General features: G+C 35.3%; 27 protein-coding genes, 1 tRNA gene and 1 pseudogene. 16 read left to right on the top strand and 13 right to left on the bottom strand.

Translation table 11 applies throughout. The features are described from left to right. Positions 1–363: 363 nt before the first annotated feature. The 6 genes from BR72_RS25885 to BR72_RS25875 all read right to left on the bottom strand — a co-directional run bounded on the left by BR72_RS25885 (position 364) and on the right by BR72_RS25875 (position 4,228). Positions 364–540 carry a hypothetical protein gene (locus BR72_RS25885; RefSeq protein WP_231559734.1) on the bottom strand — a complete coding sequence of 59 codons (177 nt, stop codon included), beginning with the start codon at positions 538–540 and terminating at the stop codon, positions 364–366. 252 nt (positions 541–792) lie between these two features. Continuing rightward, on the bottom strand, positions 793–1,731 hold the full coding sequence (locus BR72_RS19040; protein WP_035435614.1) for a phosphotransferase enzyme family protein: 939 nt from the start codon (positions 1,729–1,731) through the stop codon (positions 793–795). Between the two features lie 139 nt (positions 1,732–1,870). After that, complete coding sequence (locus tag BR72_RS19035) at positions 1,871–2,491, bottom strand: NDxxF motif lipoprotein (RefSeq protein WP_035435612.1); 621 nt, start codon at positions 2,489–2,491, stop codon at positions 1,871–1,873. 26 nt (positions 2,492–2,517) lie between these two features. Further along, entirely contained in the window at positions 2,518–3,078 is a 561-nt protein-coding gene (locus BR72_RS19030; protein WP_035435610.1) for an HAAS signaling domain-containing protein, read from the bottom strand. Positions 3,079–3,603: 525 nt separating this feature from the next. Further along, positions 3,604–3,786 (bottom strand): GMC oxidoreductase, encoded by a 183-nt coding sequence (locus BR72_RS27480; RefSeq protein ID WP_331280399.1) that lies wholly within the window; start codon positions 3,784–3,786, stop codon positions 3,604–3,606. Further along, complete coding sequence (locus BR72_RS25875) at positions 3,773–4,228, bottom strand: GMC family oxidoreductase N-terminal domain-containing protein (protein WP_331280398.1); 456 nt, start codon at positions 4,226–4,228, stop codon at positions 3,773–3,775. Before BR72_RS25875 ends, BR72_RS27480 begins: the two co-directional genes overlap by 14 nt. 582 nt (positions 4,229–4,810) lie before the next feature. Between BR72_RS25875 and BR72_RS19020 the strand changes: the two genes are divergently transcribed. The 4 genes from BR72_RS19020 to BR72_RS19010 all read left to right on the top strand — a co-directional run bounded on the left by BR72_RS19020 (position 4,811) and on the right by BR72_RS19010 (position 8,049). Then, entirely contained in the window at positions 4,811–5,905 is a 1,095-nt protein-coding gene (locus tag BR72_RS19020) for a response regulator aspartate phosphatase (protein ID WP_035435606.1), read from the top strand. Then, complete coding sequence (locus BR72_RS27360; protein WP_269320428.1) at positions 5,902–6,024, top strand: hypothetical protein; 123 nt, start codon at positions 5,902–5,904, stop codon at positions 6,022–6,024. Before BR72_RS19020 ends, BR72_RS27360 begins: the two co-directional genes overlap by 4 nt. A 94-nt stretch (positions 6,025–6,118) precedes the next feature. Then, on the top strand, positions 6,119–6,361 hold the full coding sequence (locus BR72_RS19015; RefSeq protein ID WP_035435604.1) for a hypothetical protein: 243 nt from the start codon (positions 6,119–6,121) through the stop codon (positions 6,359–6,361). 719 nt (positions 6,362–7,080) lie between these two features. Beyond that, positions 7,081–8,049 (top strand): 2-keto-3-deoxygluconate permease, encoded by a 969-nt coding sequence (locus BR72_RS19010; RefSeq protein ID WP_035435601.1) that lies wholly within the window; start codon positions 7,081–7,083, stop codon positions 8,047–8,049. A gap of 498 nt (positions 8,050–8,547) precedes the next feature. Here BR72_RS19010 and BR72_RS19005 read toward each other — a convergent pair. Next, positions 8,548–8,620 (bottom strand) — tRNA-Val (locus tag BR72_RS19005). Positions 8,621–8,793: 173 nt separating this feature from the next. Between BR72_RS19005 and BR72_RS19000 the strand changes: the two genes are divergently transcribed. After that, on the top strand, positions 8,794–8,988 hold the full coding sequence (locus BR72_RS19000; protein ID WP_035435598.1) for a hypothetical protein: 195 nt from the start codon (positions 8,794–8,796) through the stop codon (positions 8,986–8,988). 85 nt (positions 8,989–9,073) lie between these two features. Here the strand turns inward: BR72_RS19000 and BR72_RS18995 are convergent, their stop codons facing one another. After that, positions 9,074–9,655: a recombinase family protein gene (locus BR72_RS18995; protein WP_035435597.1), complete on the bottom strand. Its 582-nt coding sequence runs from the start codon at positions 9,653–9,655 to the stop codon at positions 9,074–9,076. Positions 9,656–10,718: 1,063 nt separating this feature from the next. Between BR72_RS18995 and BR72_RS18990 the strand changes: the two are divergent. The 6 genes and pseudogenes from BR72_RS18990 to BR72_RS18955 all read left to right on the top strand — a co-directional run. Beyond that, positions 10,719–10,994: pseudogene (locus BR72_RS18990) on the top strand (Rha family transcriptional regulator); the annotation flags it as partial. 1,317 nt (positions 10,995–12,311) lie between these two features. Then, positions 12,312–13,151 (top strand): hypothetical protein, encoded by an 840-nt coding sequence (locus BR72_RS18975; RefSeq protein ID WP_035435589.1) that lies wholly within the window; start codon positions 12,312–12,314, stop codon positions 13,149–13,151. Positions 13,152–13,320: 169 nt separating this feature from the next. Further along, entirely contained in the window at positions 13,321–14,223 is a 903-nt protein-coding gene (locus BR72_RS18970; RefSeq protein WP_035435586.1) for a phage major capsid protein, read from the top strand. A 60-nt stretch (positions 14,224–14,283) separates the two neighbouring features. Further along, positions 14,284–14,955 carry a hypothetical protein gene (locus BR72_RS27190; RefSeq protein ID WP_231559733.1) on the top strand — a complete coding sequence of 224 codons (672 nt, stop codon included), beginning with the start codon at positions 14,284–14,286 and terminating at the stop codon, positions 14,953–14,955. A 74-nt stretch (positions 14,956–15,029) separates the two neighbouring features. Beyond that, positions 15,030–15,404 carry a hypothetical protein gene (locus BR72_RS18960; protein WP_231559732.1) on the top strand — a complete coding sequence of 125 codons (375 nt, stop codon included), beginning with the start codon at positions 15,030–15,032 and terminating at the stop codon, positions 15,402–15,404. Continuing rightward, positions 15,404–15,673 carry a hypothetical protein gene (locus BR72_RS18955; protein ID WP_035435582.1) on the top strand — a complete coding sequence of 90 codons (270 nt, stop codon included), beginning with the start codon at positions 15,404–15,406 and terminating at the stop codon, positions 15,671–15,673. The genes BR72_RS18960 and BR72_RS18955 overlap by 1 nt, the downstream gene beginning before the upstream one ends. Before the next feature lie 265 nt (positions 15,674–15,938). Here the strand turns inward: BR72_RS18955 and BR72_RS18950 are convergent, their stop codons facing one another. From BR72_RS18950 to BR72_RS18930, 4 genes are all read right to left on the bottom strand, one after another. Beyond that, entirely contained in the window at positions 15,939–16,568 is a 630-nt protein-coding gene (locus tag BR72_RS18950) for a hypothetical protein (protein WP_035435580.1), read from the bottom strand. Positions 16,569–16,663: 95 nt separating this feature from the next. After that, a complete protein-coding gene (locus BR72_RS18945; RefSeq protein WP_035435577.1) occupies positions 16,664–16,894 on the bottom strand; it encodes a hypothetical protein in 231 nt (76 codons plus the stop codon). Between the two features lie 827 nt (positions 16,895–17,721). Then, on the bottom strand, positions 17,722–18,504 hold the full coding sequence (locus BR72_RS18935; RefSeq protein ID WP_035435573.1) for a helix-turn-helix domain-containing protein: 783 nt from the start codon (positions 18,502–18,504) through the stop codon (positions 17,722–17,724). Positions 18,505–18,651: 147 nt separating this feature from the next. Beyond that, the gene (locus BR72_RS18930) at positions 18,652–19,572 is read right to left on the bottom strand and encodes a tyrosine-type recombinase/integrase (protein ID WP_035435569.1); all 921 of its coding nucleotides are present in this window, start codon (positions 19,570–19,572) and stop codon (positions 18,652–18,654) included. 857 nt (positions 19,573–20,429) lie between these two features. Between BR72_RS18930 and BR72_RS25045 the strand changes: the two genes are divergently transcribed. Further along, positions 20,430–20,657, top strand: coding sequence for a hypothetical protein (locus BR72_RS25045; RefSeq protein WP_051957357.1), 228 nt, complete (start codon positions 20,430–20,432; stop codon positions 20,655–20,657). A gap of 69 nt (positions 20,658–20,726) precedes the next feature. Here BR72_RS25045 and BR72_RS18920 read toward each other — a convergent pair whose 3' ends face one another. After that, positions 20,727–22,433 (bottom strand): IS200/IS605 family accessory protein TnpB-related protein, encoded by a 1,707-nt coding sequence (locus BR72_RS18920; protein WP_035435567.1) that lies wholly within the window; start codon positions 22,431–22,433, stop codon positions 20,727–20,729. Positions 22,434–22,747: 314 nt separating this feature from the next. Here BR72_RS18920 and BR72_RS18915 point away from each other — a divergent pair, with 314 nt between their 5' ends. From BR72_RS18915 to BR72_RS18900, 4 genes are all read left to right on the top strand, one after another. Next, complete coding sequence (locus BR72_RS18915) at positions 22,748–22,975, top strand: hypothetical protein (RefSeq protein WP_035435653.1); 228 nt, start codon at positions 22,748–22,750, stop codon at positions 22,973–22,975. Between the two features lie 148 nt (positions 22,976–23,123). After that, positions 23,124–24,359 (top strand): D-alanyl-D-alanine carboxypeptidase family protein, encoded by a 1,236-nt coding sequence (locus tag BR72_RS18910; protein WP_035435565.1) that lies wholly within the window; start codon positions 23,124–23,126, stop codon positions 24,357–24,359. A gap of 150 nt (positions 24,360–24,509) precedes the next feature. After that, a complete protein-coding gene (gene sipW, locus BR72_RS18905; RefSeq protein ID WP_035435563.1) occupies positions 24,510–25,085 on the top strand; it encodes a signal peptidase I SipW in 576 nt (191 codons plus the stop codon). A 435-nt stretch (positions 25,086–25,520) separates the two neighbouring features. Continuing rightward, the gene (locus BR72_RS18900) at positions 25,521–26,150 is read left to right on the top strand and encodes a DUF4047 domain-containing protein (protein ID WP_035435561.1); all 630 of its coding nucleotides are present in this window, start codon (positions 25,521–25,523) and stop codon (positions 26,148–26,150) included. Positions 26,151–26,233: the final 83 nt, after the last annotated feature.

Below are 26,233 nucleotides of genomic sequence, written 5' to 3'. Positions count from 1 at the left end.
GTATGGGAGGATTTCCAGGCATGGGTATGGGAGGATCTCCAGGCATGCAATAACTTTGATTTTTAATACATTATATCTGGATAGGCTACACTTAGGTGGATAGAAAAGGTAAGGTCTAGTAGATTACATTTCATATGAATTAGGAGAATTATGTTTAAGATGAAGCTTAAATAAGGCCCCAATCCATTTAGAAGATTGAGGCTTTTTGTTTTGTATGAATCCGACAGCTTCGAACCAGCGACCTAATAGCTGGTTCGAAGCTTTTATATATTTAACGTATTTCCGAAAGAAGTCCTCATCTTCAAGCACGTGACGGGCAAAAGCCCAGCGGTAAGGTGGGGATGAATTTCGGTTAGGCATCGCCTAACTGATTTGTAAGAACTGCCAATTATTCGTATGGTGTATACGTTCTATCTCTAATCTCTTCACTTGTTTATAAGATTTAGTAGGATTTTGTATATAGTGTCCATCTATATCTTGTACGTATACCATTTTTCCTGTAAATCCTGTCACAAATCCTACTTGTCCCAATACTTTCACTTTATCCCCTAAATAGATTCCATCTACATGCGGTGTATTTTTCTTGTTCCGTTTTGCACTTGTATTGAGAGAACATTATCGTTAAATTCATAATTATATTTTTTTAATTGCTAGGAAAGGTTTTACACGTACAGCTATAGACCATTATCACTTAAACCTTGAGTTTAGTTTATTACACAAGTACAGCAAGTGCCACAGGAAATTTCATGCTATATCCCTGAATATGATTTTTAGTTTAATACTGAAAAATGCTTAAATATTCAGAACAGAATAATTGTGTTCAATCCTTATTCTAAAGTGGTTCATTATTCGTATTTGTTCTTCAGTTAATCTCTCTTTATCCCAGTACATATGCATTAAGCTATATTCAAATATTTCCTTTAATTTAATAAATAGAGACAGTTGTTCTAACATCTCTGAAGATATATCATTTTCCTCTTGATATCCGTCGATTATCGCTTTCGTAATCGAACGCCCATAGTCAACTATGTTGCCATTTCCTACAAATGAATACTCCAACGCACTATAGATTGGAACGGCTAAATCAAATATATAATAATGCTTTTCACAATCTTGAAAATCAACCATTGTCAATTTCGAATCGCTATCTACTAATATGTTTTCTAACCATAAATCCCCGTGCAGTAAACCGTATGTAGAATGACATTTTGGTAAATTTTTTATTGTAGATAACACATTATGTGCCATTTCTCTAATAGTGCTTTCTTCTTTAGGGATATATTTATGAAAATGATATTCCTCATTATCATGCCAATCGTTTATATATTTAGTCGGCGTTAAACTTTCAAATTTCTTTGATAAACGATGTAATCTACCAATTTGCCGACCTAATTCTGTTAATACATTGGCATTCCATTGATTTTTTGGTAAGTGTACACCAGAAGCTTCATTATATAAAACAGTTAAAACGTCATTATCAAGTGTTATCTTTTCTACTAATTTACCGTTTAAGGAAGATATGCATAGCGGGACTCCAAATCCTTCATTATATAAAAAATTTGTATAGTTAACCTCTTCTAACTGTTCCTCATATGTTTTATAGTTCGTTATTCTAGCGAAGAAGTTACCTTGTTTGGCAATACACCGATACATTTCATTTGTTACTGGTTCTACTTTAATAAAATTCACTGAATATATTTCGTTAAGTAATTCAAGTATTTTTTGTTCCATATACGTTTTAATTCCTCCGATCTAATATAGATAATGACTTCCTTATAAAACACTGATTAAAGTTTCACTTTATAGTCCTTCCATAGAAATCCCCTTCAAAATAGCCTTTTTTTATGACTATTTTGAAAGGGATATATCATTATTTATTGAAATATATAGTTTTAATATTTTTTTCGTTCAAAAACTTCTCGATTTCCTTTTGTTTCCTACCATTAACTTTAGTAAAGCGCTTTGTAAATGAAAAATCTGTCTTTAACACGTTACCATTTTCCGAGAATTTCTTTATTTCCTGTTCCATTTCTGATAAAAGTGCTGTAGATGAGGAAATATAGTCATAGATTTCCTTTGAAGGTTTTTGATAATCATTAGGTATATTATTATTGCTAATAAAATCATGGAAATTCGCATCATTTTTTTTCGCTAGATCCATTAGTTTTTCTGATTTTTCTCGATCGGATTCAGTAAAATTCTCATCAGAAGTTGTTGAAGAAAGTGGAACGATGTTTTCAGTTAACGCATAACTATAATCCAAATAATTTTTAATACTTTGTTTCATTTCATCTTCATTAATATTTTCATTCTTTTTCTGAGAGTTGAATATATTTTCGGGAATTTCAATAGTAACATCTTTAATAGATTGTGCATTGCTTAATTTATCATATCGTGAATCATTTGCTTCATTAGATTGTGTATCGTGTGAACAAGCAGACATAAATGCAAAAGTTAGCGGTATTAATAAATATAAAGTATGTTTTTTCATTTTAATCTCCTTTTTGCCCAATTTAATTAATGCCTTTGTAAAATGGCTAAATTCCATTTCAAATACTTTACTAAAAGTGAGTATAAATGTTTTATTGCAAAGTAAGATACTCCACCAATTGTTAAACCAATGAGAAAACCTACAAATACACTATAAACATCAGAAGAATGGATTTGATGAAATCCTTTCATAAATCCTACTACGATTAAAAGGATAGGTGATACCATGAGTAATGGAGTGGCAATTATGAGCGCTATGAGAATTGGCGATAACAAGAGTAACAAGAAGAAGGCGATAATGATAAATATCAAGTTCAAAAAACTTAAGCTCATAACAGAAAATATTGCTGTTATAATATTTTTGAGGCTTCGTTTATTATCAGCATTGTTTATTACATATGTAACATTAAGTTCTGTAGCGATCGTTTTAGGATTTCCTAGATTTTTAGAAATTTCTTCTTCAGATTTCCCATCTTGTTTACCACTGATAAAATGAGTTTCATATTCTGAGATAATATCTTCTTTTTCTGAATTTGGCATATTCTTTAGGGAAGAGCTGAGTTTTTTTAAAAATTCACTTTTGTTCATTAAAATCACTTTCCTTTATAAAATGATTAATCACATCCGAGAATTTTAACCGTTCTTCTCAGTTTTCGGTTATAGAATAATATTCTCTTGTAGGTCCTTCACGAGATTCTTGAATATAAGTTAAGAGAACAACTATCATTAACGAATCTTCTTAGTAGAGGCAGAGAGAACCTTTAGATCTAGAAGTACGTTTAGCTAATGAATAACCATATGAATCATAAAGCTATTTGTTCTAACACACCTTTTTATACGGGATTTCTCATCAATAATAATTCCACTTAATGGATATTCAATTATTTCCAAATATACCATTAACTAGTGTATTTTGCAAGGTACTATATTATTGTCGATACTATGAATTGATGAGTACAATATTTAATTTCAATAAAATGTCGTAATTTATAGGGAGATATGGTGGTATATGTTTAGTGCTTGAACGAATATGCGAGCAAATAAATAAAAACCGCATCAAACGTTAATTTGACACGGTTTTTGTAGTTATGATCCTGGCTAAGATTTCAGTAATTATATAAACTTATTTCTATAATCTTCAAGTTCCTTATCTGTCATTACATATGAAGAGCTATCCCCTTGAATAAACTGCACCGCATTGAGTCCGATCATCTGAGTAGCGGCGGACGGCTGCCCATCCGGTAAAATAGGCGAAATGGACAAATCGGCAACCTTAAGATTTTTAATACCAAACACATTGAGGAATCCATCGACAACCCCTTTTTGAATCGTCCGAGGCACCAATCCCTGAACGCTGGAGAATGAGCGAGGAGAAAAATCCAGCTGAGAGGATGACACCTTTGCGGGCAAAATTTTTGTAGGAAACCCCGTCTTTGACATATTCTACCCCAACTGCAGTAGGGGTTCCATTTTTATCCACAAACAACACTTTGTTGACAGTTGATTTAGCTAAGATGACCAACTTTCTTCCCCCAACCCCAAATTCATCTGGAAAAAATTGATTCCCTTGGGTGACAATCTGGTCATTTAAATAGCCTGTTGCTGTTGAAGAACGGGCAAAGTTACCGGGGCTAATTTCTCTTTGAATATATTGCGTTCTAGAAAATGTACAATCCCTGATGCTGGTATTATAGTCATTAACAATTGGTGTCCCCAAAACAGTGTTTGTTGCTTGCACTAACGTATTGATCAAACTATTAGGGGGACAATTAGAAAAGAACTCAGATATATATGATTTTTCACCTATACTTTTTTCTATAATTACATTATTTTATACTATCCCCATATTCACGTTTATCGGAATACCATACTCTCTGTTAGTCGATTGGGCTACGAACAAAATCTTAAATAAGTGTTATTCTTCTAAAAAAGCATATTTGATTTAATTACTTATGTACTCAATGTTTGGAGTTATTTTATAGAGAGCGGGTTAATAGGGTATTCTCTCTACGGGATCCTACCAGCGATTGTATATTTCCATGTATTATTGCTATTAAGACGGAGCGGAAATAATTCAAGGATTGAGGAGTTATAAACACGATAGCTATCTACTGTAGGTTTAAAATAAAGTTGCATTGTTTATAAAAAAATCATATCGCTTTGCTCATTCTCGATTAAAGAATTTTAAATGAGTTTTAATTAAACTTTTTTCAAAATAAAATTGTTAAACAAATGTTGAGAAATATTAAATTTGAATTTCCATTAAATTCTATTCTTGCTATTATTATTTATAAGAATATTCAAAAAGGGAGGGGATGTCATGGACGTTCTAATAAAGGGGAATGAACAAATTTCAAAACTACTTAACGAATGGTACCAAGAAATACGTTCACGTAATATAGATAATGCCCATTGTTTAAAAGAAGAAATTAATTCTATCATTCACAATAACGAAGCAGACTCAAACTTGTTATTCTACTATCACCTTTTAGATTTTGGTTATAAATATTTAGTGGATAATTTAAGTATTTCAAAAAATAGCTTTGATAAAATTGAATCTTTTGATATTCCGACAGATAACTTTTTATCTTACTACTACCATTTTTATAAGGCTATTCATTCTAACGCAATCGGTAATTATAACCTTGCTAAAGAACATTATGATAAAGCAGAAATTTTACTTAAACACATTCCTAATGAACTTGAAAAAGCGGAATTTCATTATAACTTAGCAACATATCATTACCATATTTATCAAGCACTTTTGGCCATTAAACATGGTACAAAAGCTAGGGACATATTTTCTAAACATGAAAGCTATGAATTAAAGACAGCTTATTGTAATAATTTATTAGGATTAGCTTGTACGCATCTAAGAGAGTTTGAACTAGCTGAAGAATACTTTGTTACTGCAATGGATATATTCCAAAAGCAAAAGAATGAGAAAGCAATCTTACTAGTTCGGTATAATTTAGGCTTCATGTATGCGAGTCAGAATCTTTCTAGTTCGGCAATTCGATACCTTTCAGAAGTTGTTGAAAAGAAATCTCATCATTACAAAGCCATTTTTGTCAAAGCAAAGGAACATGTCAAGCTAGATGAAGAAGAAATTGCATCTCAACTCATTGAAAAAGGTTTAACTATCTGCAATGAATTAGGAAATCAAGAATATCAATACCGTTTTGCAATTCTAAGAGAAATAAATAAAAAAGTTACTGCCGAAAAATTAGAACAAGCTGTGTTAGCAGGAATGGACTACTTTAGAAACGAAAGATTATGGGAGTATGTTCAAGAATACATGGAAGCATTAGCAGTCCAATTTCATAGCGAAGGAAACTTTGAACAAGGAAGTAAATATTTCTACTTAAGTTATGAAGCGAAAAAAGAAATTTTTAAAAAGGAGGCGCTAAAGTGAAGAAAGTATTATTAGGAGTGCTATTGATTACACTTGTAACGATAGGCACACATACTTCAGTTAATACTCAAACAGCTATTAATATCATACAAGGATTAGCTGATGGTGATACAGGTTGATTTATTAAAAACATAGGACGCTTACCTATGCTTCGGTCTTAGGGGGGCGTTCTTTTTTATTTAATTTTATCCAAAAAAGGACTGAACAACGAAAATGTTTGATGGGCTAACAATAGAGACAATTGGCAAGTCGTTGGATGCACTTGAAAAATTTGGTCTAATCGGTTGTATACCTGAGAATTTTGTGGTTGAACGTGGAGAGTATCAAACAAATCCAAATACGTATTGGGTACATACAGATAAAAGTAGATTTACTTCCAAACCAATGAATTATCAGAAGCGTAAATTTATTCATGTTTCTCAATGTTTAGATGATAATACAACAGGGAGTCTATAGTATTAGATTGTAAATTAAAAAAGCGTCAGTTTAATTAACACTATTAAGCGTAGGTTAGAAATTTTCAAGGTAGGAAAATTTTAGATTTTGGATTAACCTTAAGCTAAAACATATATAACATAAACGAATATAGAGAAGCTTAATGCTAATCGAGCATTTAAACATAAAAACAATAAAATCTAATACTTATTGATTAATCTCTCCATTGTAAATGAGGGGCTAACTGAATAAAAGTACGATTTTATAAAAATATAAGAAAATAGTGAAATAACTACATACATTTGTTAAAAATATGCCACGTATGAAAATTAAGATTATCCCCTCAAATAACATATGTTGTAGGCATTTCAAAGGTTTCAGCAAGAAAGTACCTTAACTTCCTAAAGGATTTAGGAATACTTGAAGTCAAAGTCATCTATGGAACAATGGGACGGTCTGTATATCAGCATGAATATAACCAATATAAGGAACACCTAATAAAAAAGTAAGCAGTTTTTGAAACTGCTTACTTTTTTTATTTACAAAAATGGTTATTAAAATTTCATAAACTATGAAAACGCTCTCTTTCTGAATATGATAGACAGGTAACAAAGCAAAGGGAGATTAAAACATAGTACAAGATGCAAGAAAATTGGAACCACTTTCTCCGATTATTGGAATGATTGGTAAAATAACGGGTTCCTTTCGAGGTTATAAAAACTACTTTAGGAGGGTTAAAAATGCAAATTCCAATTAAGAAAACGCTTGATAAAATTCCGGGTGGTCTGATGGTTGTTCCACTTTTTTTAGGAGTATTAACGAACACATTTTTTCCGGAATTTTTAAAAATTGGAAGTTTTACAACGGCATTATTCAGTAAAGAAGCATCATCTACCATTTTGGCATGTTTTATGTTTTTAATTGGTTCACAAATTAATTTCAAATTAGCACCAAAGGCAATAAAAAAAGGCGCAATATTATTAACAGGAAAATTTATAATAGGTGCTGCTATAGGTTTAACTGTAGCAATGATTTTTGGGCCTGCCGGAGTACTAGGATTATCACCATTAGCCATCCTTGCAGCATTATTAAATGCTAATGGTGGATTATATGCATCTCTTGCTTCATCGTATGGTGACGAAACTGATGTAGGCGCATATGCTGTATTTTCTTTAAAAGATGGTCCATTTTTCACATTAGTTGCATTAGGTGCATCCGGCCTTGCCTCAATTCCTCTTCAAACACTTGTAGGAGTATTAATTCCAATAGTAATAGGAATGATTTTAGGAAATATTGATTCTGATATGAGAAAGTTCCTTGGAAGCAGTAAATTATTATTAATTCCATTCTTCTCATTCCCATTAGGTGCAGGAATGAATCTTTCAACTATTATAAAAGCGGGAGGTCCTGGCATATTACTAGGATTAGTAGCTGCATTCACTGGAATTGGAGCTTACGTACTTTTGAAGTTATTTAAGGAAAATCCTATCGTTGGTTTAGCAACAGGGTCAACTGCCGGAAATGCTGTAGCTACACCAGCTGTTGTTGCAGCAGCAGATCCAACCTTAGCTTCAATAGCACCAGGAGCTACTGCACAAGTTGCAGCAGCATGTGTAATATCTGCAATAGTCTGTCCGATTATTGTTAGTTATGCATTTAAAATGTCCGAAAAGAAAAAAGCTAAAAAATCAATTGCAGGGGCAGCATGACAATAAAGTAAAAATCTACTGTTATTCTGGCCATCATGCTGCTGAAGCTTTTAAGCCAATTCGAAAATAAAACAAGGAAGAGGCAGTCAGCGGTTTCACCGTCTACTTTGTTTAGTTACAAAAAAGGGTCATTAAGTTAAAAAAACTAGTGGGATAAGGAAAAATTTATTAACATGGTTGCAGTATTGTCGGAATAGCTATTTTAAGATAGAAGGAAGGAAACACCATGAATGTATCTGAGAATACTATTGAAGATGCTATGTGAAAACCTGAGTATAAAGAAATTAAGAGTGTAGGTATTTGGACAAAGAGTAATTCCTATGCATATTAAATAGTTAAATAAAATGCTTGTACTCCTGGTAATTGATCGAACTTTCGGTACTCCAGGCAGTGACAGGCATTTTTTCTGCCCCATTTCTGCCTCAAAAGTACTGTTTCATCCTTTTGGTTAAACTGTTGTACATTAGAAAACCCCTTGAAAATCAAGGGGTTTCGCTATGATCCCGACTGGGTTCGAACCAGCGACCTCCACCCTGTCAAGGTGGCGCTCTCCCTGCTGAGCTACGGGATCAGCTATATAAGTAGGTTTACTCGTTGTGAACCACTTAAAATAGTATTTGTTGGGTAAAATACTATAGTAGTTTAAGCTATAAGTCAACAATAATTAGGTGCGACCTCCACAGTTACCTTTTGAGTTACTACCTCTCAGGTATTACAAGGTGGTTAAACTAAGGGGGAATATTTATGAGCAGTTTACGTCTAGTAAAATCTAATGAATACAAAACAAATGAGCTTTACATCGATAGCTTGGAAGTTGCGGAGATGGAAAATGAATTAAAAAGTCAAACTCCTCAGTTTAAATTACCTACGACTTACAAGGATGCACTAATTGAGTTAGTTGCACAGATTGATGCTAAAGAGATGGGACTAAATAGTTAAAACCCTCACCTCGATGAGGTCAATTCTCCCACATTAGAGTTTCGAATAGTGGACATAGGAGGCAGCACAATAAAAAGGACAACCCCTACAGGTCATCCCTCTCACGTATTGATCTATATAGTGTTGCCCGGCTCATTCCAGTTATCTCAGCTATTTGATTAGCAGAGTATCCATTAGTTTCCCTATTGTCGTACAGCTCCAGAGCATGAGCTACTTTAGGGTTCTTACTCGTGTACTTCTTAACTCTTCCCTTGTAAGCACCACGTTCCTTAGCGAGTGCGACACCTTCCATAGTACGCTCATGGTTTATAGCTCTCTCAAACTCTGCCACACTGAGCAGGATACCTAGTAAGAGTTTACTGTTAGGAGTATTGTCAAACGTACCCATATTAGCTATAACAAGCGTTACACCTTTGGAGGTCAATTCCTCTATGAGTTGAATACCATCTTTTAAACTACGAGATATACGGTCTAGCTTAGTAACTACTAAGGTGTCTCCCTCAGTAATGGTATCCATAAGCTTCTGCAACTGAGGACGATCTGTTATGTTCTTACCACTTATCTTCTCATGGAATATCTTTGTAGCACCTCTGTCAGTTAACTCACGAGTTTGTACCTCCAGTGATTGTTCCTTTGTTGATACCCTAGCATAGCCGTATATGGTCATTATCCATCTCTCCTTTTTGATACACTCTATTGATACATCGTTAACTCAATAGTATCAACAACTACCTAGTTGTGTCAATAGAGGAAGGTCAAAAGATACACTATGTAGATACGAACACTTGAGAACGCAGCTAATAAGTCTGTCTCGTCAGATCATATATATGTCTTTGTTGACGAGATGGCCAGCTTAAATATTACAACCATAGGGGGGTGTTTCGCAGACGCATGTAGCCAAATATAGTAGAAACTACATGAGAAGTCGACCTCGGAGTATAGCACCTGGAGGCGGCTTATATTGACCGTTCTCACCAGGCACACCAAGGAGTTGAAACCTAATCAGCAATTTTTATAAAATTTATTCTCCAAAAGTCGGTCTTGTTAGCCGTTCTCGTTGGTCTCACATCAAATTAACCTTTTGAGATCATGATACTAAGTTTACACTCTCAAGGTAATACTCATTTGTAACACTATTGTAACTTGACTTTTTAGACTTATTACTGTATAATGAACTAAGAGAGAAATACTAATTAGGTTAAATTCGATAAAAAGAAATAAAAAAGAACTATCGAGATGGACTAATAGATATAGCTATCTCGGTAACGAGAAAGTAAACTATATAGTTAAATCTAAGAGTGCTACCTCATAAGGTATTTGAATTGATTTAAATACGAGAACGGACAATAGGGTTAACTTCACAAGTACATCTATCGGTTAACCGATAAGTAATAACCTGTGAGTTGAATACTAATAGATATCCGTCTCAGGTGTTTATATATTTCGATTGAGAAAGTAATTACATATGAGTTTTAAACTTAGAGTTGTACTGATGAGCAGGCTGATTAGCTTGCCTACTGAGTGCAGCTCTTTTTGTTGTTCTATTAGTTTATAATTCGTAAGTAAAGAAATACAAATACCTTATGAGCTGGGACTAATGGGTTGCTATAAAAGAAAAAGAAAAAAAGAGGGTAAAATCGGCTGAATACCTTGGGAGAGTAAGGTGGAATGTAGTTTTAATACCGCTCGTTTTTTTTCGCTACTTGAGACGGGACTAAGGGGGAATATTAATGAATAGTTTGCGATTGATTAAAACTGAGGAGTACAAAACTAACGAGCTTTACATTGATAGCTTAGAAGTTGCGGAGATGACTGGGAAGTTACACAAGGATTTATTAAGGTCTATTGAAGGATATATAGAAGTTTTAGGTCAAAGCGCAAAATTGCGCCCTGATAATTTCTTTGTAGAAAGTACTTATCAGGACTCTACAGGTAGAAAAAATAAGAGCTACCTTCTAACCCGTAAAGGTTGCGATATGGTAGCCAATAAGATGACAGGGGAGAGACACAATCATTTATTAAGGGATACTATCGAGGTATTAATCTAATATTACCCTAGTATCAAATTTTGGTAAATTAATCAAGTTATTCCTTTTTTGTTTTAGCACCTCTATAATTTTGGGGAGGTGATTTGAAGTGATTCCTTTGTTGGAATATAAAGACCAAATGAGTACTACTTTAGAAATTAATTTTGTTTTAGGTTCAGTGTACTTTTTTATCAAAGACAAGGTAGGAAGGAAGGTTCTCTTCGTATTCTCAGGAAGCCGAGCTCGTGAGTTTGTAAGAATCCTGAGTAGTAACGAACGAACTGAGGTATCAGACAATGGGGACGGTCTAATGTGTTTTCAACCTCTAAATAGTGGAGGGTTTGGTATAACCATAGCTTCAAAGGGTATATCTGTATCTTTTATAATAGATCGTCAGCCAACTGAGGAGTTAATTAATTGGTTTCAAATGGTACATAACTTGTAGTACGGCTTGTGTGCTAGTGGTGTACTCTTAATGTTCGAAGATAATATGTTGACTGGGAAAGATAAATACGGATTTGATGAGGAGAGCCAATAAGGTTCTCTTTTTTTGCATCCTCAGGTTAAATGGACGAGACTAAACAATTTGATATTTACATATCGAAGGGAAAAAAAGAGAGTTTTCTCTTTGGAGGTATACATCTACATTGTAAAGCGACGATGATGTTACACTTTCCGTATATCCTTTATGAGGGGCAAGTTTTTCCTTAATGTCACAGTTCTAATAAATACCTATTGAAGGGGATAAACTAGAGTTTTTCCTCAATGCAACGCTTAGTGTATATAGTATATGAAGGCGATTTTTTCCTCAATGTCACGAAACTTGTACGTTATTATTGAGGGCAAGTTTTTCCTTAATTTGATTAAATCTTGAGATAGGCAACTATTGGGAAGACGCTGAAGGGGTTCACCACCCGGAGTTTTGCTAATGGAAGTTACATCTCAATATAGCCTCCTGATGATACTACATAGTTACTGACATGGCTATGTAGTAATTTGGCCTGCTCAGTGTGGGGATACTGGGTAGGTTCTTTTTTAAATTAATAGTCAAGGAATAACTCGATAAATAAAAACTATAAGGGGAGATGGTTCAAAGTGAATAAGGAGTTCAACAATCAAGTTTTGAAGGAATTTGAAAATTATATGGAGTCTAATGGAGTGAAACTAACTTTTGTAGCTGTCAAATTAGGTCTATCTTCGACAACTCTATCGAGCTGGCGTAATGGCAATTTCTTCTTTAGTGTTCCAACTTTGAGATATATCCAGCGATATATCGGCACTCGAGGAGAAAACTAAATGGATAATCTACAAGCAGCTAAAAGAGAAGTAACCGAGGCAGGATATGAAATTTTGAGTGCAGCTCAGAAGGAAGCTCGTAAGAATTTTGCTAGACAGGAAGCTTACAATACTGCAAAAGTACTAGGTAGAGAGAAGAGATACATTCTAATGAAAAAAGACCACTATAACACAGTTAAGCTTCAATTAACATTGAGCCAGCACGGTATTTTAATGTACTTATTAACTTGCATGGAAATAAACAAAGAAGGAAAACTCTTCAAGAATAAAACTGATAGATTGTCAATGAGTGATGTATCAGAGTTAACTGAAAAGAGTGTAGCGCAAATAAGAAAAGTAATTACTGAACTGGAGAACTTAGGGATTGTAACCCGTGAGACGGAAGGACGTAATTCTTACTTGTCGATCTCAGAGGGTTTCTTTGTTTGTGGTTCAACTGGAAATAGAAAATATAATACGGTTAAAATCTACAAGCAACGCCTTAAAGAGGTTGTGAAAGAAGTAAGTTTAAATGCATTAGGATTCTTTGCTTTAATGCTCGGCAATTTCCACTGGAAAACGAACTTATTAGTTGAAAACCCCGAGGAGCAAGATACTGAGAAGTTGATCTTATGGAAAAGAAAAGACTTAGAGGAAGCATACGGAATATCTCGTCCTACTGTTAAAAAATGTATTACTGAACTAGCCAAAGCAAGAATGACCTTTGTAGTTATCACTATCGATGAAGCTATCTGTTTAGATCCTAAAATTACTAACAGACAAAAGAAAGAAGTTACTGTTGAGGAGCTACTTGACAATATCCAAAAGGCTTCTCTTTCTTCTGATAACTTTAAGAAGTAAACCCGCAGAGTTATCCATTTTTAAATGTAACACAAGATCCACTGAGAAGGCAAGCCCTCTAAAATATATTCCTCAGTATTCACAGGTTGAGTACTCACCTTGCCGAAAAGCTAAAGAAGACTAATACATTTCAGAAGCTCCCTTATAGGTAGAGCTCAGGAGGAAAACTATGGCAGATTTAATTCTAGGTCAACATCCACTATTGAAGAAGGAATTTGTAGATCGACGTATTAAGGATCTAGCAGGAAAGAAAATGATTGCTGATTTACTAATGACAAAGACTAGTGTAGATGCACTATCCGTTAAATTCTTTAAGGATGCTGATGCAGATGCTAATGGTCGTTATGCTTACGAGGAAGTACCTGAGGTAGGTGAAGGCGCAGGGTTTAAACGTATTGGTATTAGCGAGAAAGCACAACTCGCTTTAATTCGTAAGTATGGTTTAGAGAGTGCTATCTCATATGAGCAACAAAAATGGGGAACTAGCAGTTACTTTGAACGTGTGTTTAACAAGCTTGCTAACTCAGTTGCTAACATGGTGAACATTATGACTTATGATCGCATTCTAAACGATGCAAATATTAACCAACGTACTAAAGCGGGTACTGGTACAGATGTCTTCTGGACAGATGTAACTGCTGGGGTGTCTGCAAAAGGTAACACGACAAAAGGTGCTATTGCTATTCGTAGTGATTTATCAGCTGCTCAAGTAGAAGCTGGGAAGTTTGGCTATACACTGGACACGATGGTTGTTTCTCCAGCTACTTTTGGAGTTATCTCTAATAATAGTGACGCCTCCCCTGAGTACGTTAACCAAGATTTAAAACAACTGAGTGGCTACCGAGGTAGTTTCTTAGGTTTAGACTTAATTGTGGACGAGTCTTTCTCTGATAAGAATGTCTTGTTAGTGCAACGTGGAGTTATCGGAGATATTGCTGATGCAGTTCCATTCTCTACTAGCCAGTATAACCAAGATGAAGATATGACTACGATTGTGCGTGCTCTACGCTTCACTGAGTCTTATGTAACAGATCCTAAAGGTGTCTACCTATTAAAGAATATTGTAGCTTAGTAGAACTAAAGGGATACCGACTTGGTGTCCCTATTTATTTAAACCACAGAGGTGAAATAAATGAGTAAACAAACTATTGAAGCAGGAGTGCTTATTGAGTCGTTCTCGGTAGGTAATCCTACAGATGATCTCATAAAGAATGCTGAATTATTTAGCGCAGGTACACACAGAGGACGAAACTACACTAGCCGTGACCTGTTAGCTTTGGCTAGCTCGTTTGTGGCTGAGGAGCAAATACCATTACAACTTGACCACTCAGAGAGCGTTAAAGATACAGTAGGATACCTAGAGAGTGTATCTGTTGTAGGTGAAAAACTGATGGGGAAAATTCGTATCATCGAGAAAACTGTTAAAGAGAAGGTAGCTGAAGGGTTAGCTAAAAAGCTTTCAATCTCTTTTTACACTGACGAGAAGGGGAATCCTCAAAAGATTCGTGAGGTGAGCTTAGTGGCTTTCCCGCAGGTTAAGACTGCTCAGTTGTTTGCGGAGGAATATGAGCTGGTGAAACTCCAAGAATTTGCTGATGATTTGAAAAAACGAATGGCTAAGCTTGTAGACAATACGCCTTCTCGTGTGGACTTCAAACAAGTACCTCGAGTAGATGAGGATGATAAATTCTATAATAATTATCTAGTTGAGATGGGATTGAAGAAAGAAGATCCTGTAATGGATGCTAACGAGGTTGCATACCAACAGTACCTATCTACACTAGGGCTAGGACAAAAATACTAATAGAGGTGATTAATATGGCTAGACCACATAATTGCAATGGGGGTCCACGTACTCAAGAGGGGAAAGCGAAGGCAATGCAGAACTTAACTCCAGGTAATACTATCCACGGAATCTACTCTAAGAATTTCCGTGAAGAGTGGACTCAAGAGGAGAAGGACTTCTATAACAATACCTTAACATGGTACGAAGAGAATTATAACCTAGAGCCGGCTGATGAAATAGCTCTCGATCGTTTTCTTGTTAACTCCATTAAAGCTATGAGAGCGGACTCTGTAGGCATGGATTACGCTATTCAACAAAAGGTATCCTTGCGTAGCTTTGAAGAGGTAGCAATCCGCCAAGCTGAAACCTTAGGGATTAACCGTAAGTACCGCCTGAGCAAGCAAAACACAGAGAATCCAACTAATGTAGATCTAAATTACTTGTTTGATCTTGGGGAGGAGAGCTAATGAATAAATACCTTCACATTAAACTATCCTACAAATTTTCCTCTATCTCATCTAATACTTATGAGCAAAATCACTACATGGAAGTTTCTCCCGAGAAGGACATCTCCAGAGTTAAATTCGATACCCTGCTGATGCTTACTCAGTTATTCACTAAACTTGTGGAAATTGAATCTATCAATATAGATGAAATTAGCGAGTTGGAGTACTTAGCTGGTAGATCTGAAGAGGACGCTAACTTGCGTTTCCTCCAGCAGCAAACTGTAGAATAATACCTAAGGAGTGATGCTATCTGAAGTATTTTGTAGAGGTTTCATACTCTGTAAGAGGTGAGAAGTATCTAACTCAGTTTAATATTGAGACAGGCAAGACTCCGGGGCAACTCAGACAGACTTTGACAGATCATTATAACTCAGAGTTCAAATACACTATTGATGGCAAATTACTTGGGATAAACATTGAAGCTGGCTCTTAGGAGCTGGCTATTTTTGTGTACATACTAAAAAGAACCTACCTCGAAAGGTAAGCTCTTTGATATTACTTATTAAATTTAACTCCAGAATGGCTAGCCAAGTAACTCAGATTGTCAGCACTAAGTTGTTCGCCTTTAAAGTTGTAATCAATGTGTTCGACAATATTAGCTAGTACTCTCACTTTGTAGCTATCAAATTGAGTATCTCCATTTAACCAGCTCTCTAGCCATTGGCTTGAGATGATACTTACATATGATAACGCTGACAAGGTAATTCCATTAGATTTCATAACCTCTTTGATTGATTCTTTAGTAACCTTATTAGAATGCTCTAATTGTCTTGTATGGATGTTGCTTAATATATCATACTCCAGGTTATCTAGCGAGCAGTTTCTGTAATCATAATCCTTATGAGAGGGATAAAGACTTATTAACTCTTCGTCCTCGTCAGTTCTGCCTACGAAGTTATCCAGTACAAGTTGTGCTACAGAGAATTTAACGTATTTACCGTTAACAGGTAATCTAACAAAGGCATACGGTGAGATGATGTCATCTTGGTAAGAAACTTTTAGTAGCTTCCCAGTAGGTTGCTTATAGATATTACCTTCGGTAGTGATAGTATAAGTGTAATCTAGCCCCTCTATAGTTTTAATCTCCATGGCTTTAACTTCCTGAACGATTGATAAGTTTATCATTTAACATATCCCCTTTAGTTTTAATTATCGTTTATACATATATTGTGCTACTTTTTAAAATAGGACACACGATATATTTGAACTCCCCGAGGTGGTTAATTTGCGATCGGTACTACCTCAGTTAATTCATTTAGATTAAAACTAAGAGTTTTAGAGATTTTGCCAGCTCGTAAGATAACTACATACGTAAGACCTAGCTGGAATGTATCTACTTTGCAAACTTTATTAGTAATACGAGATAGTGAATCTTGGAAAGTTGAAACTAAAGTATCAATCTCCTCCATAGTGATATCTAATTTAGTTGGTTGAATAGTGTTTGTTGTCATAAATAATCTCTCCCTTTAGTTTTATTTGTTTACTATAGAGGTCGAACCTTTACGACTTATTCCATCTCGTGATACTATGAAGGAAGAGCCTTTAAAGGTTCGACTGATTTGTTTGGCCTTGTTCGGATACCGCCAAAGTATACACCGAGCAGGGCTATTTGTGTTTTTTGTAGTTTTAGGCTAGTCTGTTAACTTCTTGCCGGCATACATGCGAGTTAGCATTTTGTCGATCTTATTTGCTTTGTCTACTGTGTTAATTTTGTTTAGTTGGTTAAAAGCGGTATAAAACCTTTTTGCATCCTCGATAGTTTCCAACTCATAGAAGTCTTTGACTTTACCGTAAAACTTCTGCTGCTTACTTTCCAATTGCTTTTGCTCACCTCGTTTCCTTAGTGGCTTAATTACATCTTATTAAAAAGTTCTAGAACCGTCAATAGATATTTAAAACTTTTTGGGAATTTATTTTCATGAGTACGGTCAAAACAGTAAAACTTCATTAGACGTACATATTAGTCTCGTGTACGAGCTTTATTCTGATTATGTACAAACACATAGGATAATGAGATAGAAACCATTATAGGGGAATCTGAGTGGTTATTTTCTCTTATATGGCAATTCAACAGGTATCCTAACTGGAACACCCCGTTCTTATAGGTACAAGTAGGATAGGATAAGCTAGATTGCTATGCTCGATAGTTTACCACCATTAGCATGTAATCAAGAATATACCAGATAGCAACACCTCAATAGTTAAAGCTGAGAAGGACAGAAACCAGATAAGAGGGATTATTACTTATCAGTAATAACAGTATGTGGCTCTCCTCAGGTTAACCTTGTAAGAAATTGAATAACTTACATTTTAGTTTTCTTTGCTCAACAGACATCATCTTTGCGAGAACACCAAACAAGTAACCTTTGAAGTCTTTTCTAATTTTGTTCATCTTTAGAGCAAACACAGATTGTTTAAATGCTTGTATAGCTATCTCAGTGTAATTTGTTAGGCTTTGAGCGTGTTTCCTGTGAGCTAGCAGGACTTTCCCCCACAGTGAATAAACCTCTTTGGCTGATCCAATAAAAGGTTTAACTGCATTGATAAACTCAGTTGGAATATGTGAGTTGTCTAAATAAGATACATCTAGCTCATTGATACCAACTGGCTCGCTATTACGTATATTTAATTCTTTAGAGCTTTTAGCTTTAAATGTAATGGCTTCATTTTCGTGAGATGACTCCTCAGGTTGCTCAGGAGTAGGCTCAACAGCTTCCTTGCAAGATGACAACTCATGGTGACTCTCAAAAGGATTAATGACACAGATAAACGCTGAATAGCCACCTTTAACAGGTTTAAACTGTTCAACACGAGTAACAATACCTAACTCGCTGAAACGTTTGAGGGCACGCTGAACAGTACGTTTAGAGTATCCTGTTAGATCTGCTAACGTGTTGTTTTTGAGGTAGCTAACTCCAGGGGATTTACATGAGTAATTTGACAGCTTTAATAGTATTACTCGTTCGCTTTCCTTTAAATCGTATCTCTTAAGATATAAATCTATAGATTCGTCCATCTCAGCTACATTATTGAATGATTGGTACTTTCGTAGTTCCTTCATTATTCTTCCTCCTATGTAAGAAGGAACAACTCTTGAGCTAGTACCACTGAGCATGATACAATAGCAAACAAGAAAGCTCCTTCAGAGTTTTCTCCTATAGAGAGCCCTTTCCGGTCGCCAAACTAGGAGGGCTCTCTTTTATTTGTTTTAAATCTCAAGTGAATTAAGTGGATTAAACTTCTCGTTTTGCTCTCTTAAGGCTGTTCCCCAAAGAGATAAATACCTTTCGGTCATTCTAAGGTTTGAGTGTCTGAGGAGCTTCTGCAAAGTAAATACGTCCATTCCTTGCATAATGCACCTATGAGCAAAACTATGTCGGAAAGTATGGCAACTTAAACGGACGTCTTTGAAGTTCATCACATTAGACAACCTTTTAAAGATCAGCTTTACTGCATTAGGTGTAAGTTGCTTTCCTTCTCTAGAGGTGAACAAATACTGAGGTAAACTCCCCAGCTCACTCTCTACAAATATTCTCCATTCGCATATCTCCTTTGTTAGCTTGTCCGTGATAGGTATACTTTGTTGTTTCCTAGCTTTACCGAATAGGGTTGCTGTTTGGTTTACTAGATCAATATCCTTCCACTGTAAATTCACGAGCTCGCCTAGACGGATTCCCGTACTCAGCAGCAGCACAATAATAGCGTGATCTCTGTAGCCGAAGAATGATTTATCTCTGGTTTTTAACCTACGGTAATACCTGAGCATTTGCTGAATGTGATAATCTGTGAATACTTCTATCTTGGTATCCTCTTTGGCAGGTTTGAGCTTTCTTACTGGGTTGTCTTTATATTCAATAACCTCCTCGTTCTGCCAGTAGTTAAAGAATATCCTCAAGTGGTGTAACTTTGAGTTGCAAGTGACTACACCGTTACCTCTCGTGTTCTTGCAGTATCTGAGGTAGGACTTTACAGTCGCCTCTCGGATGGCTCTTAAGTCGATTATTTCCTGCTCAGAACAAAAGTTACGGAACTCATTTAAAGTAGCCATGTAAACCTCGATTGTCCTATGAGATAGGTTGTTGTATTCTTTTTCCTCCTGGAACTCCTTCATGGCAAAACGTAATAGCATAACTCATCGATCCTTTCTATGTAGTTGCACACAAAAAAAGAGGACTACCTGAGCCAACCTACATAGGTCGACTTTAAGTAGTCCTCTTTACGAGTTAGGAGTTTATATAGAACTCCCACAGTTTCAGCTTTTGGATATAGCCTCTCAAGTATTGATACCATTGAGTTAGTAGACTATACAATTTAAGAACCCACAAAGACAAAACTGTCAAGGTGGCGCTCTCCCTGCTGAGCTACGGGATCATGATGAAATAATGATGGATAAACATCGTTGTTATTTTATGGTTTCTATTATAAATGAAATGATAGGAACTCTACAAGACTTTTTATTTATAATATTACAAATAATAACTAGAATGGTGTTATTTTTCATTTTCTATCAATATATGTGCTCTTCATGATAATGTAGGAAAAGTTATATTCAGAAAATTGTGATGTGATGAGAGAAATGAGAGATTGATGTATAGGGGGAGCATCATGTTTAAAAAGGGTATTGTGTTTGTTGCTTGAGGTCTTGTTTTAGTAGGAGTAATATTTGGTGGCTTCCAGTTGTTTTATTCCGCATTAACGGGTAGTAATACTCCCACCTCAAGATTCAGAGAAAAGCGAGGAAGTTAAGTGGGAGATAAACTGCCCGTAAAAGCCCGATTGGTTCAACTAATAATCAGTGGGGGATGAAGAAAACCTCCACTGATTAAAGTTTCACTTTATAAGACGGATCAACAAGAAAGTAAGGTTGTGAAAGCTGAACAAGTAAAAGAAGAGGATCTTCCAAAGAGTGTTCCGTAAAAAATAACAGCGATACATAGTGATTTAAATAATATAACGGGCTGGGAGAAGTATGAGGAATATGAAGATGTGAATAGCCCATTATGGAAGGAGTCTAGAAGTTTTTTTGAATTAATTGCGGTTACGTTGAAGGAAGCTGCTTCTTTGTCTGAGGGTGGATTGAAAGATGGCTTGGAACGAGTTGGGAAGTTACATGATATTGCAGTGAAACATCATGATACGCAAGCTTTAAGATATGCGCATCGCATTGTCCACGACCTTGATATTAAATTGAACTACGCCCACCTAAAATCCTAACGAATTTTTGAGGAAGGGGGATTCCCCAAAGGGACAACTAAGACAAAATGCTTAGTAGACCATACCCATTCAACAAGGTATGGTTTTTCTGCCTTCAAACTTAGACAAGCCTTTTACTTCCAAGTCGGTAAGAGCCCCTGGAGGAAAAAGTTCATTCGCAGAACGAATCTTGTTATGGTTCGAAAGCACCATCTGATAGAATGTGTGAACACGCAAATCAGACAGGATGCCAGACAGCCACTTCCATTGCGCCCAATGATGCAGACCTACCATCTTCTCCGGTAATAGGGAATACAAAATTGGTGGAAGTTTTTCTTTAAACCCCATTGCTCTTCTAGCAATGACATAAGAAGCTGCTTGGTGAATGCTGATACCAAAACGTTTCATATATTTGATTTTACCAATTTGGGAAGTGTACGCTGGATTTACCTCAAATACCGCGACCCCCATCTTCTCAGCACGGCTTTTTATAGCTGAAATCATCTTTTTATAAGCAAACATGCTCATCATCATATTTACTTTTTTGTTGCCATAAGGGTTCTTAACCTTTGCTTTTGTTGTGTTTAATTTTTCTACAACAATCGGTTTGTTTGCTTTTACAGCAATATCAACTAACGCAATGGCTTCCGCTTCAATCATTTTCGTAATTTGTTCTGATGTTTTCCTTAACATATCAAAGGATAATACACCCGTTTGTATTAATTGTCCTTGTTTATTGATGTTTGACCAAGCAAAGTGGTCAAAATTACAGTCTACTCCAATGACACCATCGGATTTGCTGAAGTTCTTATTTTGGTTCTCTTCAATATCTATTAAACATTTAAAAATGTAGTAATCCCCGTGGTCTTCAATTGCCCAACTGATTGGTTTTCCTGCATTCTTTTTATCTTTGCAATTCCATTGGTTTTGAACAGCTGCATTCACTTGTTCTTGTCCATACGGAAATGCAAGGTTCGGAATTTCAACTGTAACGCCGTTTGGGGTTGTAAAGTGTAAAGATTGTGATTCTGTATTGTATGTAAATACAAAGTTTCCTGATTTCGCGTCTTTTCGACCTGAAATCATCATTTGATTGTAACGAGCCTTTTCAAAATCCTGAGTCCAAAGTGTATGATTTTGAACATAGGTATCTACCGTATGTTGTGCTTTAAATAGTTTTTTACTCCCAAATACAACAGAAGAAACGTTGTTTTTTAAACTATGAAGTAGTTTTTGTAGTCTATCCAACCGAAATGCAAGGTTACCTAAACGAGAACGAAGTGTTTGAATACGTACATCTAAATATTCATGCTCAAATTGATAGGCATGATAGTAAATATCTGTTTTCTCTTTAAATTGCACAATAAAATATTGTCCCCTTTGTTGTTCTTTGGACGTTTTATTGAACGTTGGCTTTCCTTTGATAAACGACGTTTTTATTTTATTCAGCACTGTCAAATCTGACTTAGTTTTCTTCATCTTCTTTTTTACAGCTTTCATTTGTTCATTTTTATTTTCGATATACAATTTTTTTAATTCTGTCTGAGAAGAAAACAGTGCATTGGCTTCCTGCACAGCACTATTTGCATAATAATCATTTAGACTAAATCGTGATTTTACAGTAATCTGTATACTATCAGAACGTCTGGAAGTGCCAGAACGTTTTTCTAACACTTGCGTTTGAAAAGCGAAATGCTTCGCACGGTTAAATACGAAAAGAGCATGTTCAATCGCTTCAACATATTTCGGATTCAGTGCATTCTTATAAATACGAATTGAAAAATATGCTTTTTTCATTGGACACACTCCTTTCTTGTTTTGTATACACAAAGTATATCAAATAAGAACGTACGTTTCTATCTGTATACTAAAAAAACGCTTCATCCATCACCTACCATTGCACGCTTGAGGTGGGGGGCTTCTCGCCAGATATGATAAATGCGATATGGATACAAAGTCACTCTCTTTTTCTCTTAAATAGAAAGAAGTTTTTCGTTTATATAGTAGTTTTTAGGGCATATGAAGAGTTCATTTTTTACCATTCTATTAATATTATATACAGAGGAATAAATGATTTATTTCTAAATATATATATGAATGAAGGGGCGGAAATGGTAAGAAAAAATTTTAAAATGTTTGTGCCGAGATATAGAACAATTGCTATTAATGGAGCAGTTCTTGATGTAAATGTGTCTCATGATGAATTTGCAGATGAGTTTTTACAGTGGATTGTATCAAAGGGTTGGTTATTTATTGGGGTAACGGATGAGATAATGGAAGAGGACGTTAATAAGAGATTTAGAGATCTCTTAAGTGATGAGGAAGATAAGGAGGAATGATTCCTCCTTATTTTGCTATATTGATATGATGTATTTTTTTGTAAAATTATGATATACTGAAAAACGGTGAATAAAGAGTATCGTGTTCCATTTTGATTTCGATAATTAATTAACGTATATATAGAGAGTTAAGAAAAGGGAGAATTGTATGTTGAATTTCAAGAAAATTTCGGCTTTGGTTATTGCGAGCTGTTTATTTTTGCTTGCTCCTGTTAAGTTGTATGCCGAAAATGTACCAACGCCGGAAGTATTCGGGCAGTTTGCGGTTACAATGGATGCGAAAACAGGTGATGTTTTGTATGACAAAAATGCACATCAGCGTGCTTTTCCGGCTAGTATGACGAAAGTGTTAACGAGTATTTTGTTAGTGGAGCATGTACAACCTGGGGAGCAGATTACTTTTTCTCAAAAAGCTCTTGAACAAGAGAAAAGTAATTATCAAATTGAACTTCAGGCTGGGGAAACGGTAGATCGTGATACGGCACTTATGATTTTAATGGTGTTAAGTGCAAATGATGTAGCATATGCGATTGCGGAGCATGTGGCAGGAAGTCCAGAAAATTTTGCGAAGATGATGAATGAGAAGGCAGTGCAGTTAGGGGCAAAGGATAGTCATTTTGTTACGCCAAATGGTCTTCATGATCCGAATCATTATACAACGGCGTATGATATGGCAATGATTACAAGAGGTGCGATGAAGCATCCAGAAATTATGAAGGCTATGAATACGAAGCGAACAAATGTTACAACGTCAAGACAAACTGCTTCTATTTTTAATAAAGGACAATATTTTGAAAATCCGTTTTGCATTGGCGGGAAAACAGGTTTTACAAATGAAGCGCGTAATACGCTTGTCCAAATGAATGAGAAAGATGGAAATCGTATTGTGAATGTCGTAATGGCTTCACAAAAACCTGAAATTTATGAGGATATGAGAAAGCTTGCTGATTATGGATTTTCGCAATTTGCAAAGCAGCAAGTGTTAGATAAAAACAATTGGACAAAGGAAATGCTTTACTTGAATAAATCAGTAGATGGTGAGCTTGAGCGAAGTGTTGATCTTGTAATGAAACAAGGTGAAGCGAAAAATGTACAAGCTGTTTTTAAAGAAAAGCATGTTGATGAGGTACATTTATATAAAACGGGTCTTCGCCGCGGTGATGTGATTGGGACTGTCGATCTTAAGAAAAATGATCAAACGATAGAAAGTATTAACGTTCTTTCAAAAGCAGATGTTGTGTTTGAGAAGCCGGAAGAGAATAGTATAACAAAATCAACTTTTTCGTATGAGTTAATAGCTGGTATTAGTGCAGCTGTTCTTATTATCTTTAGTATCGGAGTATTTCTTTGGAATCGTAAAAGACAGAAGATGTTGTCGCGATGAAAATAGGCAAATGTATTTTGCCTATTTTTTATTGTGTTTTTTGAATATTCATTATAATATAATTGTGAGTTCTGTAAAAAGAATACCGAATAGGAATGTTTTTTGCGATTTACTTATATAAAGGCGAAATAAATGAGAGGAAGGAAACAGATGAAGTTTGTATGGAAAGTAATGAGTAATATCATTTCTTTTGTTTTGTTTATGATTATGGTTAGTTTAGCGTTTGTTGTTATTTCGTCAAAGGCGAGTGGCGGCGATCCAACGGTGATGGGATACCAATTCAAAGCGGTATTATCAGGATCAATGGAACCTACGTTTTTAACAGGGTCTGTTATTGCGATTGAACCAACGAAAGATGGTTCAAAGTATAAAAAAGGTGATGTTATTACGTTTAAAGAGAAAGATAATAAGATTGTGACTCACCGCATTATTGATGTGAAAGATGTAAATGGAAAAGTGGCTTATGAAACAAAAGGGGACAATAATAATGGTCCTGATTTAAAGCCGGTTCTTGCTGAAAATGTAATTGGAAAATATGCAGATATTACTGTTCCTTATGTGGGATATTTGTTGGGGTATGCGAATTCAAAAGCAGGAGCTGCCTTACTTTTAATTATTCCAGGTATATGTTTACTTGGGTATTCAGCAGTTTCTATTTTTAGTGCAATTCGTAGCATTGATAATGAAAAGAAAAATAAATCTGCAGATGTAGGAGGATCTGTGTAACTATAATATTTTTGTAAAGTATGGTACTTGTGTTTAATAAGTACCATTTTTTCTTTATTCACGGTTCTTCACCATAACTTGGGGTTGTTTTTTGAAAATGAATCATTTTTAATACACAGAACGGAGAATGGCGACTCCTGCCGGAATAGCGAGGAAAGTGAGACCCCGCAGGCTTGTCGAGGGAGGCTGGCTCTCGCCCGCGGAAAGCGTCCACTCGGAGTGGAGTGTACATCTATCTATATGTCACCCCCGTTTTTTGGTGATAAACCTTATTTAATTAGTACAGACAATTTTTTACATATAATGTAAAAATAAGTCGTGGATCTGTCGTTTTTTGTATCTTAAATTGTCTTTCATTTTATTTTTAAGTTCACTATAATGTAAATGTAAGGTTCTTAATAAAGAATTACAATGCACGTGACAGGAGAGGGTATCATGAACAAAGTATCCAGGAGATTTAAAAATACACTCGTATTAACGTGTATGTGTTCTATCTCTTTTTATATGGGAGCAACAGCTATAGGAACTACAGAAGCTAAGTTTTTGAATGAAAAAAAGGTAGAGTCTGTCGTTTCAGCTGCGATCGTATTTCCAAAAACAGTTGAAAATAGTGTAAAAGAAGCACAGTTAAAAGAATTAGAGATTTTAAAAATATATCAAAATATGATGCAAGACGCGCAGAAAAGTACATCTGTAGAACAAATTGAGAAAGTTTTGGTGAATTGGCAACAACAGCGTGAAAAACTTGTACAAGATCAACAAGAGTTACAAAAAATATATACAGAGATTGAAGGATATTATAATCAAGTATCTGAAACTGTAAAAGCTGACAATACGAAGGCAAGTCAAGATGTATTTGCATACGTACAAAACGGCTTTACAAATATTAAAGCAATAAAAAATAATATTGAACAACAAGTAAGTATACAAAAAATAGATGAGATGAATGAAGTATTACAAAAGAAAATTGATGAAGAAAAGAAACAAAAGGAAGAACAGGCGAAGCAAAAACAACAAGAAGAACAAGTGAAGCAAAAACAACAAGAAGAACAGGTGAAATCATAAACAGCAAAGCGGAGACAATACATTTCTAATCAACCAGAAAAACATTATGAAAAGGATTTATTATCTGAGGTTATACCTTCTAC

This window comes from Bacillus sp. UNC322MFChir4.1, assembly GCF_000746135.1.
GTDB lineage: Bacteria > Bacillota > Bacilli > Bacillales > Bacillaceae_G > Bacillus_A.
The sequence above is the reverse complement of the archived record's forward strand: the minus strand, read 5'-3'. Positions and strand labels throughout refer to the sequence as shown.